At 75.4% G+C, this 17,507-nt stretch carries 14 protein-coding genes and 1 pseudogene; 4 read left to right on the top strand and 11 right to left on the bottom strand.

The annotated features are described in order from the left end of the window. Positions 1-110: 110 nt before the first annotated feature. From E0L36_RS05080 to E0L36_RS05065, 4 genes and pseudogenes are all read right to left on the bottom strand, one after another. A complete protein-coding gene (locus E0L36_RS05080) occupies positions 111-1,139 on the bottom strand; it encodes a 6-phosphofructokinase (RefSeq protein ID WP_180927619.1) in 1,029 nt (342 codons plus the stop codon). 307 nt (positions 1,140-1,446) lie between these two features. After that, on the bottom strand, positions 1,447-2,166 hold the full coding sequence (locus tag E0L36_RS05075) for a response regulator transcription factor (RefSeq protein ID WP_180927618.1): 720 nt from the start codon (positions 2,164-2,166) through the stop codon (positions 1,447-1,449). Beyond that, positions 2,159-3,400 carry a MacS family sensor histidine kinase gene (gene macS / locus E0L36_RS05070; RefSeq protein WP_308416638.1) on the bottom strand — a complete coding sequence of 414 codons (1,242 nt, stop codon included), beginning with the start codon at positions 3,398-3,400 and terminating at the stop codon, positions 2,159-2,161. The genes E0L36_RS05075 and macS overlap by 8 nt, the downstream gene beginning before the upstream one ends. A 703-nt stretch (positions 3,401-4,103) precedes the next feature. Continuing rightward, positions 4,104-4,838, bottom strand: a pseudogene (locus E0L36_RS05065) (lysophospholipid acyltransferase family protein); the annotation flags it as partial. A 173-nt stretch (positions 4,839-5,011) separates the two neighbouring features. Between E0L36_RS05065 and E0L36_RS05060 the strand changes: the two are divergent. Further along, the gene (locus E0L36_RS05060) at positions 5,012-5,845 is read left to right on the top strand and encodes a carboxylesterase (RefSeq protein WP_180927616.1); all 834 of its coding nucleotides are present in this window, start codon (positions 5,012-5,014) and stop codon (positions 5,843-5,845) included. Then, on the top strand, positions 5,842-6,693 hold the full coding sequence (locus tag E0L36_RS28190) for a hypothetical protein (protein WP_308416637.1): 852 nt from the start codon (positions 5,842-5,844) through the stop codon (positions 6,691-6,693). The genes E0L36_RS05060 and E0L36_RS28190 overlap by 4 nt, the downstream gene beginning before the upstream one ends. A gap of 107 nt (positions 6,694-6,800) precedes the next feature. Here E0L36_RS28190 and E0L36_RS05050 read toward each other — a convergent pair whose 3' ends face one another. From E0L36_RS05050 to E0L36_RS05025, 6 genes are all read right to left on the bottom strand, one after another. After that, positions 6,801-7,553, bottom strand: a complete 753-nt coding sequence (locus E0L36_RS05050) for an endonuclease/exonuclease/phosphatase family protein (protein ID WP_180928611.1) — start codon at positions 7,551-7,553, stop codon at positions 6,801-6,803. A 133-nt stretch (positions 7,554-7,686) separates the two neighbouring features. Further along, positions 7,687-8,628 (bottom strand): ROK family glucokinase, encoded by a 942-nt coding sequence (locus tag E0L36_RS05045; RefSeq protein WP_180927615.1) that lies wholly within the window; start codon positions 8,626-8,628, stop codon positions 7,687-7,689. Between the two features lie 221 nt (positions 8,629-8,849). Beyond that, positions 8,850-9,320 carry a DUF5304 domain-containing protein gene (locus E0L36_RS05040; protein ID WP_258015902.1) on the bottom strand — a complete coding sequence of 157 codons (471 nt, stop codon included), beginning with the start codon at positions 9,318-9,320 and terminating at the stop codon, positions 8,850-8,852. A gap of 146 nt (positions 9,321-9,466) precedes the next feature. Further along, positions 9,467-10,792, bottom strand: coding sequence for an ArsA family ATPase (locus tag E0L36_RS05035; RefSeq protein ID WP_180927613.1), 1,326 nt, complete (start codon positions 10,790-10,792; stop codon positions 9,467-9,469). Positions 10,793-10,797: 5 nt separating this feature from the next. Continuing rightward, positions 10,798-11,259 carry an SRPBCC family protein gene (locus E0L36_RS05030; RefSeq protein ID WP_180927612.1) on the bottom strand — a complete coding sequence of 154 codons (462 nt, stop codon included), beginning with the start codon at positions 11,257-11,259 and terminating at the stop codon, positions 10,798-10,800. Positions 11,260-11,591: 332 nt separating this feature from the next. Further along, positions 11,592-12,362 (bottom strand): metallophosphoesterase, encoded by a 771-nt coding sequence (locus E0L36_RS05025; RefSeq protein ID WP_180927611.1) that lies wholly within the window; start codon positions 12,360-12,362, stop codon positions 11,592-11,594. A gap of 273 nt (positions 12,363-12,635) precedes the next feature. Here E0L36_RS05025 and E0L36_RS05020 point away from each other — a divergent pair, with 273 nt between their 5' ends. Beyond that, the gene (locus E0L36_RS05020) at positions 12,636-14,444 is read left to right on the top strand and encodes a long-chain fatty acid--CoA ligase (protein ID WP_180927610.1); all 1,809 of its coding nucleotides are present in this window, start codon (positions 12,636-12,638) and stop codon (positions 14,442-14,444) included. Positions 14,445-14,645: 201 nt separating this feature from the next. On the opposite strand, the gene E0L36_RS05015 is transcribed toward E0L36_RS05020, so the two are convergent. Beyond that, positions 14,646-15,788, bottom strand: a complete 1,143-nt coding sequence (locus E0L36_RS05015) for a glycosyltransferase family 4 protein (protein WP_180927609.1) — start codon at positions 15,786-15,788, stop codon at positions 14,646-14,648. Positions 15,789-15,845: 57 nt separating this feature from the next. Here E0L36_RS05015 and E0L36_RS05010 point away from each other — a divergent pair, with 57 nt between their 5' ends. Then, complete coding sequence (locus E0L36_RS05010) at positions 15,846-17,225, top strand: glycosyltransferase 87 family protein (RefSeq protein WP_180927608.1); 1,380 nt, start codon at positions 15,846-15,848, stop codon at positions 17,223-17,225. The last annotated feature ends 282 nt before the right edge of the window (positions 17,226-17,507 follow it).

Here is a 17,507-nt window from a genome sequence, read left to right as displayed (position 1 = left end):
CTCGGACGGGGTGGAAGCGGCATTCGACGGGAACACCGCGTTTCCGGAATATACGGCGGCACACTCCGCCCCGCCGCCCGACCTGCCGCCCCACCCCGTCCGGGGAACCGTCAGCCGAAGAAGACGCTGGCCTCCTCGTACAGCTCCGGGTCGACCGTCTTGAGCTTCGCGGTGGCCTCGGCGAGCGGCACCCGCACGACCCGGGTCCCGCGCAGCGCGACCATGGTGCCCCAGGCGCCGTCCCGCACCGCGTCGATCGCGTGCAGCCCGAACCGGCTGGCCAGCCAGCGGTCGAAGGCGCTGGGGGTGCCGCCGCGCTGGATGTGGCCGAGCACCGTGGTGCGGGCCTCCTTGCCGGTGCGCTCCTCGATCCGCTTGGCCAGCCACTCCCCCACGCCCGAGAGCCGGACGTGGCCGAAGGAGTCCGTCGACTCGTCCTTCAGCACCATCTCGCCGCCCTTCGGGGTGGCCCCCTCGGCGACCACCACGATGGGCGCGTAGCTCGCCCTGAATCGGGAGGTGACCCAGTCGCAGACCTCGTCGACGTCGAAGCGGCGCTCGGGGATGAGGACGCAGTTGGCGCCGCCCGCCAGGCCGGAGTGGAGGGCGATCCATCCGGCGTGCCGGCCCATGACCTCCACCACCAGCACCCGCATATGGGACTCGGCCGTGGTGTGCAGCCGGTCGATGGCCTCGGTCGCTACCCCGACGGCCGTGTCGAAGCCGAAGGTGTAGTCGGTCGCGGACAGGTCGTTGTCGATGGTCTTCGGCACCCCGACACAGCGGATGCCGTACTCGTCGGTCAGGCGGGCGGCGACTCCGAGGGTGTCCTCGCCGCCGATCGCGATCAGCGCGTCGACCTCGTACTTCGCGAGGTTCTCGCGGATCCTGCGGACCCCGTCCGCCGCCTGGAGGGGGTTGGTGCGCGAGGAGCCCAGGATCGTGCCGCCGCGCGGGAGCGTGCCGCGCACCGCCGGGATGTCGAGCCGCACCGTGTCGCCCTCCAGGGGACCGCGCCAGCCGTCCCGGAAGCCGAGGAAGTCGTAGCCGTACCGCTGGACGCCCTTACGGACGGCGGCCCGCAGCACCGCGTTGAGTCCGGGGCAGTCACCGCCGCCCGTCAGCATTCCCACCCGCATGGAATCTCCCTTCGCCGCGAACACGCGACAGTGGACACAACTGCCGTCACGCTAGCGGTGATCCAGGTCACACGGGATGGGGTGGATTACGGAACTCATCTGCCATATCGGGCAGTTGACTTATCGCACCTCACTCGTACGAGGGAGAGGAAACGGACGGGCGGCACGTGGCGCGCATTTCACCCGGCGTCCCCGCCGAGCCGTACGGGCGGCCGCACGCGGAACTCCGGGGCGTTTCCGTCTGCTGCGGGAGGCTCCGTGCTTTCGGGCGCACACCGGGGGTTCCGGGTACTCCGTGGTGTGCCGGTCAGTCGGTGTCGAGGCCGCGCTCGATCGCGTACCGCGCCAGCTCCACGCGGTTGTGCAACTGGAGCTTGCCCAGGGTGTTCTGCACGTGGTTCTGGACCGTGCGGTGCGAGATCACCAGGCGCTCGGCGATCTGCTTGTAGCTGAGACCCTTCGCCACCAGCCGGAGCACCTCCGTCTCGCGGTCCGTCAGCCGGGGCACCCCGGGCTCGCCGGGGGTACCCCGGACCGGCTCCCCGCCGTCCACCGCGAGCCTGCGGTACTCGCCGAGCACCAGCCCGGCCAGCCCCGGGGTGAAGACGGGCTCGCCCCGCGCGGTGCGGCGGACCGCGTCCAGCAGCTCCTCCGGGCTCGCGGACTTCACCAGGTAGCCGGTGGCCCCGGACTTGACGGCCTCCAGCACGTCGGCGTGCTCCCCGCTGGCCGAGAGCACCAGCACCCGTGGCGCCGGTCCGGCGCCGCCGACCAGCTCCCGGCACACCTCCACCCCCGGCAGGCTCGGCAGGTTCAGGTCCAGTACCAGGACGTCGGGGCTGGCGGCGCGCGCCCTGCGCACCGCCTCCGCGCCGTCGCCCGCCGTGGCGACCACGGGGAACCCGGCGCCCTCCAGGTCCCGCGCGACGGCGTCCCGCCACATGGGGTGGTCGTCGACCACCATCACCGTGACCGGAGCGGTGTCGCCGCGCTCCGCGCTTCCGTCCGTCCCGTCCGATTCAGACATGCTTCGGCACCCTCAGCTCCACTTCCGTCCCCTGTCCCGGGATCGAGACGACCTCCGCCGAGCCGCCCAGGTCCCGCAGCCGTCCCCGGATGGAGAGCGCCACCCCCATCCGGCCCTCGCGTTCGGCGTCCGCCAGGCGTCCCTCGGGGATACCCGGGCCGTCGTCGCGCACCGTGACGAGGACCGCGTCCGGCTCGTCCTCCAGCAGGATCCACGCCCGCGCCGCCTCGCCGTCGGGGTGGGTGGCGTGCCGTCGCACGTTGTCCAGCGCGGCCGCGACGGCGGCGGTCAGCTCGGCGGCTCGCGGCACGGGCAGCGGCACGGGGCCGCCGGGTTCGGCGAAGGAGGTCCGGGCACCGCGGAACGGGGCGAGCAGCGCCCGCAGATCGCGCTCCGCGTCCGCCGCGTCCCCCTCCGCCGGGGGCGGGGCGGCGTCGGCGTCCCTCGCGGCGTCCCCGGCCGGTTCGGCGCGGGACGGTCCGGACGGCGGGCCCTCGGGGAGGGCCGTGCCCGGCGCGATGCCGCTGGAGACCAGGGAACGCAGCGCCGCCTCCTGCTCACCCGCCAGCCGCCCCAGTTCGGCGGCCTCCCCTCCGGCCTCGGTGCCCCGGCGCTGCACCATGGCGAGCACCTGGAGCACGTTGTCGTGGATGTCCCGCGCGAGCCGTTCCCGCTCCCGGGTGGCCGCCTCGATCTGCCAGGCGCGTGCGAGGGTGCGCTCGCTGGCCCGCGCCACCTCGACGACGTAGCCGATCGCGACGCTGGCCACACAGACCAGCAGCACGTTGTGCACGGTGATCCGGGTGACGTCCCCGCGTTCCAGGAGGTTGGCGACCCCGGCCAGCAGGGAGCCCGCCGCCGCCCAGCGCCAGCCGCCCTTCAGCGCGCAGGCCAGCACCGGTCCGGCGATCCAGATGGAGGGCAGGGTGGGGCCGACGCGGTCGTGGGCGTCGGCCAGCGGGGAGAGCAGCACTCCGGCCAGGCCGAGCGTCATGTCGGCGGCGAGGAAGCGGCGCGTACAGCGTCCGGCCGAGGAGACCTTCCGCAGCGTCAGCAGGTTCCAGACGGTGAGGACGAGGAGGTAACCCCCGGCCAGGAGACGGTTGCTGTACCCGTCGTTCTCCCAGCCGAAGACGGCCAGCGCGTAGCCGAGTGCCAGCAGCCGGTAGCCCGCCAGCGCGCGCCACAGCGGCAGTTCGACGACCCGCTTCACGCCCTCTCCCTCCTCTGCCACGCTCTCGCTGTCCCGGGTGCCGACGGTCCCGGGGTGGTGGTCGTCGGCGCCCGCCGCCCCGCTGGCTGTCGCCCCGGACGGGCCCCCGTCCCGTGGCCCCGTCCCGGACGGGCCCGTGGGCCTGATCCCGGGTGGGTCGGTGGTTCTCCCTCGGCGGTCGTGGATCCGTCGCCGTGCCCGGACAGCCGCCCGGCCGTGACCGCCGCCGTTCGCGGGCGCCGCGGGGACGCCGTCAACGCCCCGCGACGGAACGGTGGTTCGGGGAGGCGACGGGCGGACGGCGCGGACGGACCACCGGCGCCACCGCATCCCGGCGCCACCGCGCACCCGGCAGACCGGCGCCCGCTCCCGGGTCCGGGGTTCCGGGTTCCGGGGCCGCTCAGGCGGCCCGGCTGCCCGTCTCGCCGCTGTCGCTGTCGCCCCGTTCGCGCTCCACCGCGCCGCCGGTCTCGGGCCGCGCGCCGCCGCCCGCCCGCGTCGCCGGGCCGGTGCCGGAGTCCCGTAGGCCGGAGCCCGGGGTGTCGGAGTCCCGCGAACGGGACTCCCTGGCACCGGAGTTGGCGGTGCCAGAGTCAGCAGCACCGGAGTTGGGGGTGCCAGAGTTAGCAGCACCGGAGTTGGCGGTGCCAGAGTCAACGGCACCGGAGTTGGCGGGGCCGGGGTCCGGGGCGTCCGCCGGGCGTCCGCCGCGCGCGCGTCCGCGCGCCGCGCCCTGGGCTCTGGCCTCGGCCTCCTTCGCCTCGGCCTCCTTGGCGGCCTCCGCGATCTGCCGTTTGGCCGCCGTCGCGTAGATGTCCACGTACTCCTGGCCGGACAGCCGGAGGATCTCGTACATCACCTCGTCGGTCACGGCGCGCTGGATGAACCGGTCCTTGTCCATCCCCTGGTACCGGCTGAAGTCGAGCGGCTCACCGATCCGGATCCCGGGGCGCATCAGCTTCGGGACGACCTTGCCGGGCGGCTGGATCTTCTCCGTGTCGATCATCGCCACGGGGAGCACCGGCGCCCCGGAACGGATCGCCAGCCGGGCCAGCGCCCCGGGCTTGCCCCGGTAGAGACGGCCGTCGGGCGAGCGGGTGCCCTCCGGGTAGATGCCGAACAGCTCGCCGCGCTCCAGCACTTCGAGGCCGCTGCGGATCGCGGCCTCGCCCGCGCCGCGCGCCCCGGAGCGGTCCACCGGCAGCTGTCCCACGCCCTTGAAGAACGCCGCCGTCAGCTTGCCCTTCACCCCGGGCGTCGTGAAGTACTCGGCCTTCGCGATGAAGGTGACCTTGCGGTCGAGCACCGCCGGGAGGAAGAAGGAGTCGGAGAACGACAGGTGGTTGCTGGCCAGGATCGCGGGGCCGGTGGCCGGGATGTTCTCCAGGCCCTCCACCCAGGGACGGAAGGCCAGTTTCAGCGTGCTGCCGACTGACAGCTTCATCGCGCCGTAGAACAACCGAGACCTCCTGTGTGTGACGCGCAGACCCTATCTCGACGTGCCGGGCCCGTCTCCGCCGAGACGGCAGCGGAGCTACCCGGTCACGGTACGCCCGCGTAGGGTGGAGCGTCCCGCGCCGATGCTGCGGCCCCGGCTCTCCGGGGCCGACCACCGACGATCTGGAGGCCCGCGTGCCCATCCTTCCCGGAGCCGAGCCACTGCGCCGCGACGGCGGTGATACCGGCGTCCTGCTGTGCCACGGCTTCACCGGGTCACCCCAGTCGATGCGCCCCTGGGCCGAGTACCTGGCGGACCGGGGCCTGACCGTCTCCGTGCCGCTGCTGCCGGGGCACGGCACCCGCTGGCAGGACCTCGCGGTGACGGGCTGGCAGGACTGGTACGCCACGGTCGAGCGGGAGCTGCGGGTGCTGGACGAGCGCTGCGCGCGGGTCGTGGTGTGCGGGCTCTCCATGGGCGGCGGGCTCGCCCTGCGGCTGGCCGCCCGGCACGGGGCGCGGGTGAGCGGTGTGGTGGTGGTCAACCCGGCGGTCACCTTCCCGCGCGCCGCGGGGGCGGTGCTGCCCGTCGGCCGCTTCCTGCTGCGCTCGGTGAAGGGGATCAGCAGCGACATCGCCAAGGAGGGCGCGGCGGAGGTGGGTTACCAGCGCGTGCCGACCCAGGCCGCGTACGGGATGCGGGCGCTGGTGCGCGAGGTGCGCCGGGACCTCCCCCGGGTCACCCAGCCGCTGCTGGTGGCGCACAGCAGGACGGACCACGTGGTGCCGCCGTCCGACTCGGCCCTGGTGCTGAACTCCGTCTCCTCCACCGACGTGACGGAGACGGTGCTGGAGCACAGCTACCACGTCGCCACCCTGGACCACGACGCCGAGCGCGTCTTCGCCGACTCGTACGGCTTCATCGACCGGGTCACCCACGCCGCCACGCCGGGCGGGCGGCTGCCCCGGCAGCGGGTGGGTTCGGCGGCCGACGAGACGGGCGGTTCGCGGGAAGGGGCCGGGCAGTGACGGAGCGCGATCCGGACGCGGAGGGCGAGGACCGGGAGCCGACGCGTCCCCCGCGCCGCGAGCCCACCCTCCCGGCGGACGAGGAGGCGGCCTGGGCGGCGATCGTCGCCGGGTACGACCAGGCGCCGGCCGACCGCGCGGACGCCCCCGGCGCCCCGAGGACCCCCGCCGAGCGGGACACCACCGACCCGGCGGACACCGGCCGCGAGACCAGCGGTCCGGCCACCGCGAAGGCCGCCACCGACCCGGCGGACACCGGCGGCGAGACCGGCACGACCGGCGCCGACGCCCCCACCGCCGAGGAGGGCGCCACCGGCGCCCCCACCGGCGCGGAAGCCCCCACCGGCGCGAAGGACGGCGCCCCGGACGCGGGCGAGAACGCCCGCACGTCCGCGTCCCCGTCCACGTCCCCGGCGGCGGACGGCGGTTCCGGCCCGGCGGACACCCCGAAGTCCGACGGCGGGGAGTCCGCCGCCGAGGACGACCGGGTGCGGAACATCGGCCCGCCCTCGGTGCGGGGCTTCACCGTGCTGACGCTCAACGCCACGCCCGCTCCCGGTCCCCGGGACTGGAGCCCCGCGGAGGACGACGACGAGGGTCACTTCGTCCCGCCCGAGCCGCCGCCCGTCCCCCGGGGGGACGCCACCACGACCTTCGCCTGGATCGCGGCGCTCGGCGGCCCGCTGCTGCTGTTCGGCAGCATCGTCTTCCAGGTGGAGCTGGTGTGGTGGATCGTCACGCTCGGGGTGGGGGGTTTCCTCGGCGGCTTCGGCACCCTGGTGGCCCGTATGCGGGACGGCCGCGATGACGACGACTGGGACGACCCGGGGCGCGGCGCCGTCGTCTGATCGCCCCGGCCGACGCTCCCCGCCTCGGCGGTCGTCCGCTCTCCCCGCCCGCTCGTCCCGGCGTCCGCCCGTTCCGGCGTCCGGCGTGCCCGCGCGCGGGCGCGGGATCACGCGGAGGGCGGCACCCGGAGCGCGGCGAGGACGGGCAGGTGGTCGGTGGCCGCCCGCAGGTCGTCCGGCTGAACGCCGGGCAGCCCGAACGGCACGCCACAGCCGAGGACTTCGACGCCCTGCGAGGCCAGCACCGCGTCGATGCGCTGCCACGGCCGGTCGGCCATCGCCGTGTGCTCGGCGCCCCAGGGCGCCACCCGCCAGCCGTCCCGCAGCGCGGTGCTGAGCCGGGTGAACGCCCGTCCGCCGGGGCGGTCGTTGAGGTCGCCGGCGAGGACGGTGTGCGGGACGCCCATCGCCTTCAGCTGGTCGAGGGCCATCCCGGCCTGCGCGTACCGCTCGCTCGCGCGCAGGCTGAGGTGGCAGCTGAGCACCCCGAGGCGGGCGGCCGGGCCGAACCGGAGCACGGCGGTGGCGAAGCCCCTGCGGTGCAGCCCGGGCGTCAGCGGCAGCAGGACGTCCTCGGTGCGCTCGACGGTCGCCCGCAGCCTCGCCATGATCATGGGGCCGGTGGCGGTGGCCCCGCCCGTGACGTAGTACGTGCCGGTGGCGCGGCCCAGCCAGGCCGCGTGCTTGCGCCAGCGGAAGAACCGGGGCGCCTCCTGGACGCAGAGGACGTCCGGGGCGCACGCCCGGATCACCCGGGCGAGCGCACCCCTGTCGTCCCGCAGGGAGCGGACGTTGTAGCTGAGCAGCCGGACGACGGCGGAACCGTCCGGCGCGGTGCGCGAGGCGGGCAGGTCCGCCAGGAACTCCGGGCCCGCGGGCTCCGGCGGCGCCGTGGAGTCCCGTCCGTGCGTGCCTCGCGGGTGCCGCCCGGGCGCGGGCCGCGCGCCGCCGGTGTCCTCCTCGCGCTGGGTCACGTCCGCACCCCGCTCCCGCTCAGCCCTGGCGGGCCAGGTCCGCGACCCCCACCAGCCCGGCGCGGCCGCCCAGTTGGGCGGCGAGGACCTCGGCGTGCGGGCGCCAGCGGCTGCCGACCAGCCAGCGACGGTAGGACTTCCGGACCGGGTCGAGCACCAGCTCGCCCTCGTCGGACACCCCACCGCCGACGATGAAGGCGCCCGGGTCGAAGAGCGCGGCCAGGTCGGCCAGTCCGGCACCGGCCCAGCGGGCCAGCTCCCGGAAGGCGTCCACGGCGACCGGGTCGCCCTGCCGCGCCGCCTCGCTGACGTGCTTGCCCTCGACCCCTTCCGGGCTGCCGTCGCCCAGGCCGAGCAGGAGTTCCGCGCGCTCCGGGGTGGCCGCGGCCCGCTGTCGGGCGTACCGGACGAGGGCGCTGCCCGAGGCGTACTGCTCCCAGCAGCCCTGGTTGCCGCAGCCGCACAGCAGCCCGTCCGGAACCATCCGGATGTGCCCGAACTCCGCGGCGACACCGAAGCGGCCGCGGTACAGGCGGCCGCCGATGATGATCCCGCCGCCGAGTCCGGTGCCGATGGTGACGCAGACGACGTCGTCGTGGCCGGTGCCCGCGCCGAAGCGGTACTCGCCCCAGGCGGCGGCGTTGGCGTCGTTCTCGACCACCACGGGGAGCCCGACGCGCTGCTCGACCCGGTCCTTCAGCGCCTCGTGCCGCCAGTTGAGGTTCGGGGTGAAGAGGACGGTGGCCCGCTTGTCGTCGACGTACCCCGGGGCTCCGATGCCGACGGCCTCGACCTGGTGCTCGGCGCCGGCCCTCCGGACGGCCTCGGCGATCGAGTCGATCACGGCGTCCAGGGTGGGCGGGGTCGGCAGGGTGGCGCGGTCCAGGATCGTTCCCGCCTCGTCGACGACGCCTGTCGCGATCTTGGTTCCGCCAATGTCGACGCCGATGGTGAGTCCCATTTGTCCCTCGGTTTTCGGTCGAACCCCGCCGTGGCCAACCGTACCGGAGGGGTCCCTCCACCAGCCCGCCGCTGGCCCGCCACCGCCCGGTTCCGCCCGCGCCGACCGCGCCCCCGCGCGGGGGCGTCGGGACCGGCGGTAGCGACGGGCGCGAGGGAGGGCGGTCCGGGCGGGCGGACGGTACGAGACGGGGTGGGGCAGCCGGGCGACGGGCGGGCCGGTCAGTCGTCCCGGGGGTCGTCCAGATCGACGCGTTCGGTGCCCGGGGTGCCGTCCGGGCCCGCGCCGCCCTGCCCGGCCGCGTCCCGCGTCCACCGCCGCTCGGCCTCGCGCACGGCGGACCGGTAGGCGGCCAGCAGCTCGCCCCCGGCGGTCGCGAGGTGGTCGAAGACCTCCGGGTTCCGCTCGATGACCGGCTCCACCGACTTCCTGGCCCGCTGGACCAGTTGCTCGGCCACGCCCTGCGCGACCGAGGCCGCGGGCGAGCCGGCGAACGGCCTGCCCAGCTCACCGATCCGCTCGGAGACCGCGTCGGCCAGCCTCCGCAGTTCCTCGGCCGCGCTCGCGGGCGGCGGACCGTACTGGGCGCGGCGGCGGGCCCGCTCGGCGGCCAGGTCCTCCTCGCAGGCGGTGGCCCAGGCGTCGGCGGTGGCGTCGGCGTCGCGCGCCTGGTGTTCGGCGGCATCGCTCATGGCGGACTCCCTCGGGAACATCGGCGGCGCGCGGGCGCGCTTCCGGCTCTGGCTCGACGGTACCGGAAGGGCCCCGAACCCCCGGCCGGTACGGGCACCCCGGCGTCCGGCGGGAACAGCGGGAACAGTGGGACGGGGGCGGCCGGTCAGGAGGGGGTGGGCCAGAGGCCGGGGTCGGGCACGAAGCGCACCCGCAGCTCGCCCTCCTCCAGCGCGGCGCCCGCCACCCGGCAGCGGCGCAGCGCGGACGGCAGCTCCAGCACCCGGCGGTGCGGACCGACGTCGACGATCAGCTCGTCGCCCCGGCGCACCAGCCCCAACTCGGCCTTGTCCGCGCCCGGTACGGGCAGCGGCCACACCAGTTCGCCGTCCTCGTCCAGCCGGTCCTCCACCTGCGGGGCCGCACCCGGCGCGGTGGCGGCGGAGGCGGGTGTGGACGCGGGGCTGTCCGGCGGCACGGCGGGCAGGTCGAGCGCGGCGAGGTCGCCGGGCCCGCACGGGTCGTGGCCCAGGTGGGGCAGTTCGAGCAGGGGGACGCCGTCCGCCGCGCACTCCGCGCGCAGCTCCCGCAGCGCCCGCCGCTGTGTCCCGGCCGCCTCGGCGAGCCACGGGTCCGCTGACCCGTCGGGCAGCAGCCGGTTGACGGCCACGCTGTCGACCGGCAGCCCGTGCAGCGCCAGCGCGGCCCGGGCGGTCCCCAGCGCGCGGAGCGCCAGCGGCCCCGCCTCGGTGACCAGCCGCACCCGGACGTGCGGGCCGGTCACGGCCCGGCGCACCCCGGCGAGGGCGCGCTGCCACTCGGCGGTCGTCTCGTAGAGCCGGGCGCCGGGCACCGGTACCCCGGCGAGCTGCGCCAGGACGGGGCGGAGCGCGCGGGCGGCCTGCCGCTCGGGCGGCGCCAGACGGCGCAGATAGCGCGGAAGCACCTCGGGCAGCGCCAGCAGCGGGACGGTCTGCCGTACCGGGGGAAGGTCGGCGACGACCGTGTCCCAGCCCCCCGGCCGTGCGGGCCCGCGCTCCCCCTCGGCCGCGCCGCCGGGCTCGGCCACACCGCCGGGCTCCTCGCCGGTGGCGGCGCTCGCCTCGGTCAGCGCGCGGAGCAGCGCGAACTCCCCGGCGCCCGGCAGCTCCAGCAGTTCGTCCTCGTCCAGCGGGGTGGCGCCCAGGTGGTCGAGGGCGCCGCGCAGCCGCTCCTGGAGGCCGAGCAGCGCGGTACGGAAGGCGCGGACCGCGTCGACCTGGAGCGTCCAGAGTCCGGGGGCGGCCTCCCACGGGGAGCCGGGGTGCTCGGGGGGCGCGCAGCCGAGCAGCGCGGCCAGCCGGTCCGCCGGTTCCTGGCTGAGCAGCAGGGTCCGGTGGCCCCGGCGGGCGGCGGCGCTGGCCGCGGCCGCCGCCAGGGTGCTGCGTCCGGCTCCGCCAGCCCCGGTCACCAGCAGGGTGTGGGGACGGGGTGGCCGGGCGGGGCCGGGCACCGCGCTCAGCTTCCGGACACGGGGGCGCCGCCGGACTCGACGCGCTTCTTCAGTCCGGCCAGGGCGCGGTCGATGATGACCTTCTCCGCCTTGCGCTTGATCATGCCGAGCATCGGGATCTTGACGTCGACGGTGAGCTGGTAGGTCACCTCGGTACGGGCGCCGCCGTCGAGCGGGGCGAGCCGGTAGACGCCGTCCAGGGCGCGGAGCATCTGGGAGGTGACCAGGGACCAGCGCACCTCGTGCGCGCCCACCCACTCGTAGGCCAGGGTGTGTTCGTCCTTGATCGCCCCGGCGTCCAGCAGGAGGCGGACCCGCTCGGCGCGGCCCTCGGCGTCCTCGGAGAGCACCTCGGCCTCCTTCACCTCGTCCGTCCACTCCGGGTAGCGGGCGAAGTCGGAGATCACCCCCATCACGGCTGCGGGCGCCGCCTCGATGGTGATGTTCGAGCTGGTGTGTTCCGCCATGTGCATGGCCCTCCGGTCGCCCCTCTGCCGTCTGCCGTGGAAGGTTACCGCGCCCCCGGACCCCGGCCGGATGCCCCCGCCGCCCACCCCGCCGGGTGGTCTCGGGCGGGCGACCAGGGACGGTCCGCCGCGCGGGCCTCCGACGCTCCCCGTGCGGCACCCCGGCTTCCGCGCGTTCCGGCACCCCGGCGCCCGGGAACACCGGCACCCGGACACCCCGGCCACGGCGCCGCACCTCCGCCCGGGGTCCACCGGCCCACCGCGTGCCGACCCCGGCCCCGACCACAGACCCGCGGCCACCGCCCCCGCGGTTCAGCGCGCCGGGCGGTGGCTCACCACTCCAGGACCCAGGGCCTGCCGGTCGACTTGAAGTGGCCGACGTTCACGCACTCGGTGGCCCCCACGCGCATCCGGCGCGCCAGCGGCTGATGGACGTGGCCGAAGAGGTGGTAGCGCGGGCGGATCGCGTGGATCGCCTCCAGCAACGCGGAACTTCCCTGCTCGAACCGGCGGGCGACGGTGTCGTAGCAGAGTTCCGGGACGTCCGGCGGGATGTGGGAGCAGAGCACGTCGACCTCGCCGAGCGCGGCGATCTTCGCGGCGTAGGTCGCGTCGTCCACCTCGTAGGGGGTGCGCATGGGGGTGCGCAGGCCGCCGCCGACGAAGCCGAAGCGCAGTCCGCCGATCTCCACGCACTCGCCGTCCAGCACGGTGGTGCCGCCCCCCGCGTACTCCGGCCAGAGCGGCGGCATGTCGACGTTTCCGTAGGTCGCGAAGGTGGGCGTGGGGAAGGCGGCGAAGAGCCGCGCGTACTGGGTGCGCACCGCGGCCTCGGTGGCCGCCGCCCGGTCCACCCCGGCCCACAGCCGCGCGGACAGCTCCCGGGCCTCGGTGAAGCGGCGGGCGGTGCGCAGCGCGACGATGCGGTCGGCGTTCTCCACGCCGAACAGGTCGGGGAATATCCCGCGCGAGTGGTCGGCGTAGTCCAGGAACAGGATGAGGTCCCCGAGGCAGACGAGGGCGTCGGCGCCCTCCCCGGCCTTCGCGAGGTCCTCACTGTTCCCGTGCACATCGCTCACTACGTGGATTCGGGTGCCGGGCATGGGCTCAGCGTAGGACGCCGTGGGCAGGGTGCGGGAGGGCCCGGAGCACGCGACGCTTCCCGCTTCCGGAAGGCGTGGATTAGGCTTCCATCAGCGGTCCAGGGGCGTGTGACGCACGAGACATCTCCGCGCCACCCCCTATCCCGAGTGCTCTACCCATGGGTAACGTCCGGGCCGTCATTCCTTCAGGGTTTTCCGAGGATCCTGGACTAGAGCCAATGGAGGCCGCCCCTCGACGGCCCCCACGTCCGGCGCCGACGAGGAGCAACAGTCTTGCGCGAGTTCAGCCTTCCGGCACTTTACGAGGTCCCGGCCGACGGAAACCTCACGGACCTCCTCCGGCGCAACGCGACCCAGCACCCGGACGTCGCGGTCATCGGCCGCAAGCGGGAGGGCGGGCGCTGGGAGGACATCACCGCCGCCGACTTCCTGGCGCAGGTGCGGTCCGTCGCCAAGGGGCTGATCGCCGCCGGAGTGGAGCCGGGCGACCGCGTCGGGCTGATGTCCCGCACCCGCTACGAGTGGACCCTCTTCGACTTCGCGATCTGGAGCGCCGGCGGGGTCACCGTCCCGGTGTACGAGACCAGCTCCCCGGAGCAGATCGCCTGGATCCTCGGCGACTCGGGCGCCGTGGCCTGCGTGGTCGAGTCGGAGCACCACGCCGCCGCCGTCGAGGAGGTGCGCGGCACGCTGCCGGAGGTGGCGAACGTCTGGCGGATCGAGCCCGCCGAGGGCGCGCCCGGCGCCGTCGAGGAACTCGTCACGCGAGGCGCCGAGGTGCCGAACACCACGGTGGACGAGCGGAGTTCGGTGGCGAACGCCGACTCCCCGGCGACGATCGTCTACACCTCGGGCACCACCGGCCGCCCGAAGGGCTGCGTGCTGACGCACCGCAGCTTCTTCGCGGAGTGCGGGAACGTCGTCGAGCGGCTGCGCCCGGCCTTCCGGACCGGCGAGTCCTCGATCCTGCTGTTCCTGCCCGCCGCGCACGTCTTCGGCCGGCTAGTCGAGGTCGCGGCGGTGATGGCGCCGATCAAGCTCGGCCACGTCTCCGACATCAAGACGCTCACCGACGACCTCGGCGCCTTCCGGCCCACGCTGGTGCTGGGCGTGCCCCGCGTCTTCGAGAAGGTGTACAACTCGGCGCGCGCCAAGGCCCAGGGAGACGGCAAGGGCAGGATCTTCGACCGCGCCTCGGACGTGGCCATCGCCTACAGCCGCGCGCTGGACGACCCCGCGGGCCCGTCGCTGAAGCTGCGGATCCAGCACAAGGTCTTCGACAAGCTGGTGTACACCAAGCTGCGCGCGGTCCTCGGCGGACGGGCGACGCACGCGATCTCCGGTGGCGCCCCGCTGGGCGAGCGGCTCGGCCACTTCTACCGGGGCATCGGCTTCACCGTCCTGGAGGGCTACGGCCTGACCGAGTCCTGCGCCGCCACCGCCTTCAACCCCTACGACCGGCAGAAGATCGGCACCGTCGGCCAGCCGCTGCCCGGCTCGGTGGTGCGGATCGCGGACGACGGCGAAGTGCTGCTGCACGGCGAGCACCTGTTCACCGGCTACTGGAACAACGAGGCGGCCACCGCCGAGGCGCTGTCGGACGGCTGGTTCCACACCGGTGACCTCGGCACCCTGGACGCCGACGGCTTCCTGTCCATCACCGGGCGGAAGAAGGAGATACTCGTGACGGCCAGTGGCAAGAACGTCGCGCCCGCCGTCATCGAGGACCGTATCCGCGCCCACGCGCTGGTCGCGGAGTGCATGGTGGTGGGCGACGGTCGTCCGTTCGTCGCCGCGCTGCTGACGCTGGACGAGGAGTTCCTCCCCCGGTGGGCGGAGGAGCACGGCAAGTCCGGGCTCTCCCCCGCCGAACTGCGCGAGGACCCCGAACTGCTGGCCGCCCTCCAGGGCGCGGTCGACGAGGGCAACGCAGCGGTCTCACGGGCCGAGTCGGTACGTAAGTTCCGGGTGCTGAAGAGCCAGTTCACCGAGGAGTCGGGGCATGTGACGCCCTCCCTCAAGCTCAAGCGGAACGTGGTCGCGAAGGACTTCGCGGAGGACATCGAGTCGCTCTACGGCTGAGCCCCGGCCGCCCCACGGCGCACGCGGCCGCCCTCCCCGGACCACCGGGTGGGCGGCCGTCGACGTCCCGGCTCCGGCATCCCGGCACGGACGAACGAGCGGACGGGCGGCCGTCGACCGTCCGCCGCCGCCGGACAGCCGGGGCGAGGCCAACACGGCCGTCCGGACCGGGAGTCAGGACCGGACGCCAGGACCGGGACGTCAGAGCAGCTGGCGGAGGCGTTCGGCGAGGAGGTCCCAGCGCCAGCGCTCCTCCACCCAGACGCGCCCGCGGGCGCCCATCCGGGCGCGCAGCTCCGGATCGCGCAGCAGCGTCACGATCCGCTCGGCGGCCTCCTCCGGCCGCTCCCCGCGCACCACCCAGCCGGTCCCCCCGTCCAGTACGGCGTCCGGCGCGCCACCCGAGTCCCCGGCGACGACGGGCCGTCCGGTGGCCGACGCCTCCAGGTAGACGATGCCCAGCCCCTCGACGTCCAGCCCCCCGCGCCGGGTGCGGCAGGGCATCGCGAAGACGTCCCCGGCCGCGTGGTGCGCGGGCAGCTCGGACCACGGCACGGGGCCGGTGAAGCTCACCGCCTCGCGCACCCCCCGCGCGGTGGCCAGCTTCTCCAACTCCCCCCGGTAGGGCCCGTCTCCGACGATCAGCAGCGCGGCGTCCGGCACCTCGGACAGCACCCGGGGCAGCGCGCGGATCAGGGTGTCCTGCCCCTTGCGCGGCACCAGCCGGGAGACGCACACGACCACCGGCCGCCCGGTGAGCCCGAACCGCTCCCGTACGGCGGCGCCGTCCGCGCCCGGGTGGAAGGTCTCCTCGTCGACGCCGGGCGGCAGTTGGACCATGCGGGCCGCCGCCTCGGGGGTGAGCGCGCCCGCGATCCGGGAGCGGGTGTACTCACCGAGGTACGTGACGGTGTCCGTCCCCTCCCCGACACGGCGCAACAACTGCCGCGCGACGGGCAGTTGGGCCCAGCCCGCCTCGTGCCCGTGGCTGGTCGCCACCAGCCGTTCCGCACCGGCGGCACGCAGCGCGGGGGCGAGCAGCCCGAGCGGCGCGGCGGCCCCGAACCACACCGCGCGGCAGTCGTGCGCGCGGAGCAACGCGGCCGCCCGCCGCCGCACCCGGGGGGTCGGCAGCAGCATCGTCGTACGGTCGCGGACGACGGCGAAGGGCTGCTCCGCGTCGAACGCCGCCGTGGCCTCGGCGCCCGCCCGACCGCGCTTCCAGGTGGAGGCGTAGACGACCACCCGGGACGGGTCGAGGCGCAGCGCCATGCTGTGCAGGAACGCCTGGATGCCACCGGGGCGGGGCGGGAAGTCATTGGTGACGATCAAGGTCTTGCGCATCGGCCGACAGTACCCGGTGGCGGGGGCCCGTCCGGTGTGGCCGGTACCGTCTTCAGGATGCGCCTCGCCACCGCCGCATGGCTCCTCACCCGGTCCGTGCTGCTGCTGTGTGTCCTGAAGGTGCTGACGGTTCCGGGACCGGACGTCACGAGCGACGTCTCGGTGATCTACCAGGGCTGGTACGAGGTCCTGCGCTCCGGCTCCTTCCCGCGGGTCGACGTGTCCTGGCAGTACCCACCCGCGGCGGCGCTCGCGATCCTCGCGCCCGGGCCGCTCGTCGGGCTCGGCCCGCTCGACTACACCACCGCCTTCTACGTCCTGGCCTGCGTCGCCGACCTGCTGGTCCTCGTGGCGCTGCTGCGCGCCGGGGCGAGGCGCGGGGGCGGGACGGGGCGCGGCCCGGGCGCGGGCGTCCGGGGCGGGCGCACCGCGAACGGGGAGCGGACGGACGGACGTTGGAGGGGGCCCGGGCGCCGGGGGGTGCCCGGCGGCGGAGGGAGCGCCGGACGCGCACCGGGGCGCCACGCGGGCGCCTGGGTCTGGGTGCTGGGCGTCCCGCTGCTGGGCCCCACCGCGTACGCCCGGTACGACCTGCTGGTGACGGCCGTCGCGGTCGCGGCGCTGCTGGCGGCGGCCCGGCGGCCCCGGCTGTCCGGCGGACTGGCCGCGTTCGGCGCGCTGTTGAAGGTCTGGCCCGCGCTGCTGTTGCTCGGCACCCCGCGCGGCCGGGACACCCGGCGCGGCTGGACGACGGCGCTGCTGACCGCCGCCGCGCTGACCGTGGCGCTCACCGTCACGCTGCCGGGCGCGCTCGGCTTCCTCACGGCGCAGCGGGACCGGGGTACCGAGGTGGAGTCGCTGGGCGCGATGGTCTTCCACGTCGCGCGGCACCTCGGCTGGGAGGGGGAGGTCGCGCTGCACTACGGGTCGGTGGAGTTCCTCGGCCCCCACGTGGCCACGGTCAGCGCGGCGGCGCTGGGGCTGAGCGCGCTCGGCTTCGGCTGGCTGCTGCTCTGGCGACTGCGCGCGGTGGAGTGGACGCCGACCACCCCGGCGGAGGCGGCCTTCGCGGCGGTGCTGGTGTTCGTCACCACCAGCCGGGTGCTCAGCCCGCAGTACCTGATCTGGCTGGTCGGGCTCGCGGCGGTCTGCCTGGCGCTGCGCTCCCGCGCGCAGCTCCTCCCCGCCGTCCTCGTGCTCCTGGCGAGCGGGCTGACGCTGCTGGGGTTCCCGGTCTGGTTCGCGGACGTGGCCGCCAGCGAGGGCCCGGGCGTGGTGGTGCTGTTCCTCCGGAACGGGCTGCTGGTCGCCGCCACCCTCATCTGCTGCACACGGCTGTGGCGTTCGACCGTGACGTTGCCGAACCGGCGCCGCGCCTCCACCGCCGACCGGCCCCCCGCCGCCCGGCACGCCGACGAGCACCTGCTGACCTGGTGAATCGCGGCCCGCACCGCTCCGGGCCACACCAGCCCACCCCCGCGAACCGGTTGCCGTCGATGTGGCACCGCGCTCCCCCGTCCGTACGCCGTGGCCGCCGGTCAGCCCCGACCCCTCGTCGCGGAGCCCTCCCGGCCCCCGCCTCCCCGACCGACACCACGGAGACCCATGCCAGGCGAGAACGCGGACCCCCGGAACCGCGAAGCCGACCAGGAGCCACCCACCGGGACCGACCGGGCGGACCCGGGCGGAGACAAGCCCCGAGGCCACCACACCGGAGTC

Source organism: Streptomyces sp. AJS327 (assembly GCF_013450295.1).
Taxonomy (GTDB): domain Bacteria; phylum Actinomycetota; class Actinomycetes; order Streptomycetales; family Streptomycetaceae; genus Streptomyces.
The sequence above is the reverse complement of the archived record's forward strand: the minus strand, read 5'-3'. Positions and strand labels throughout refer to the sequence as shown.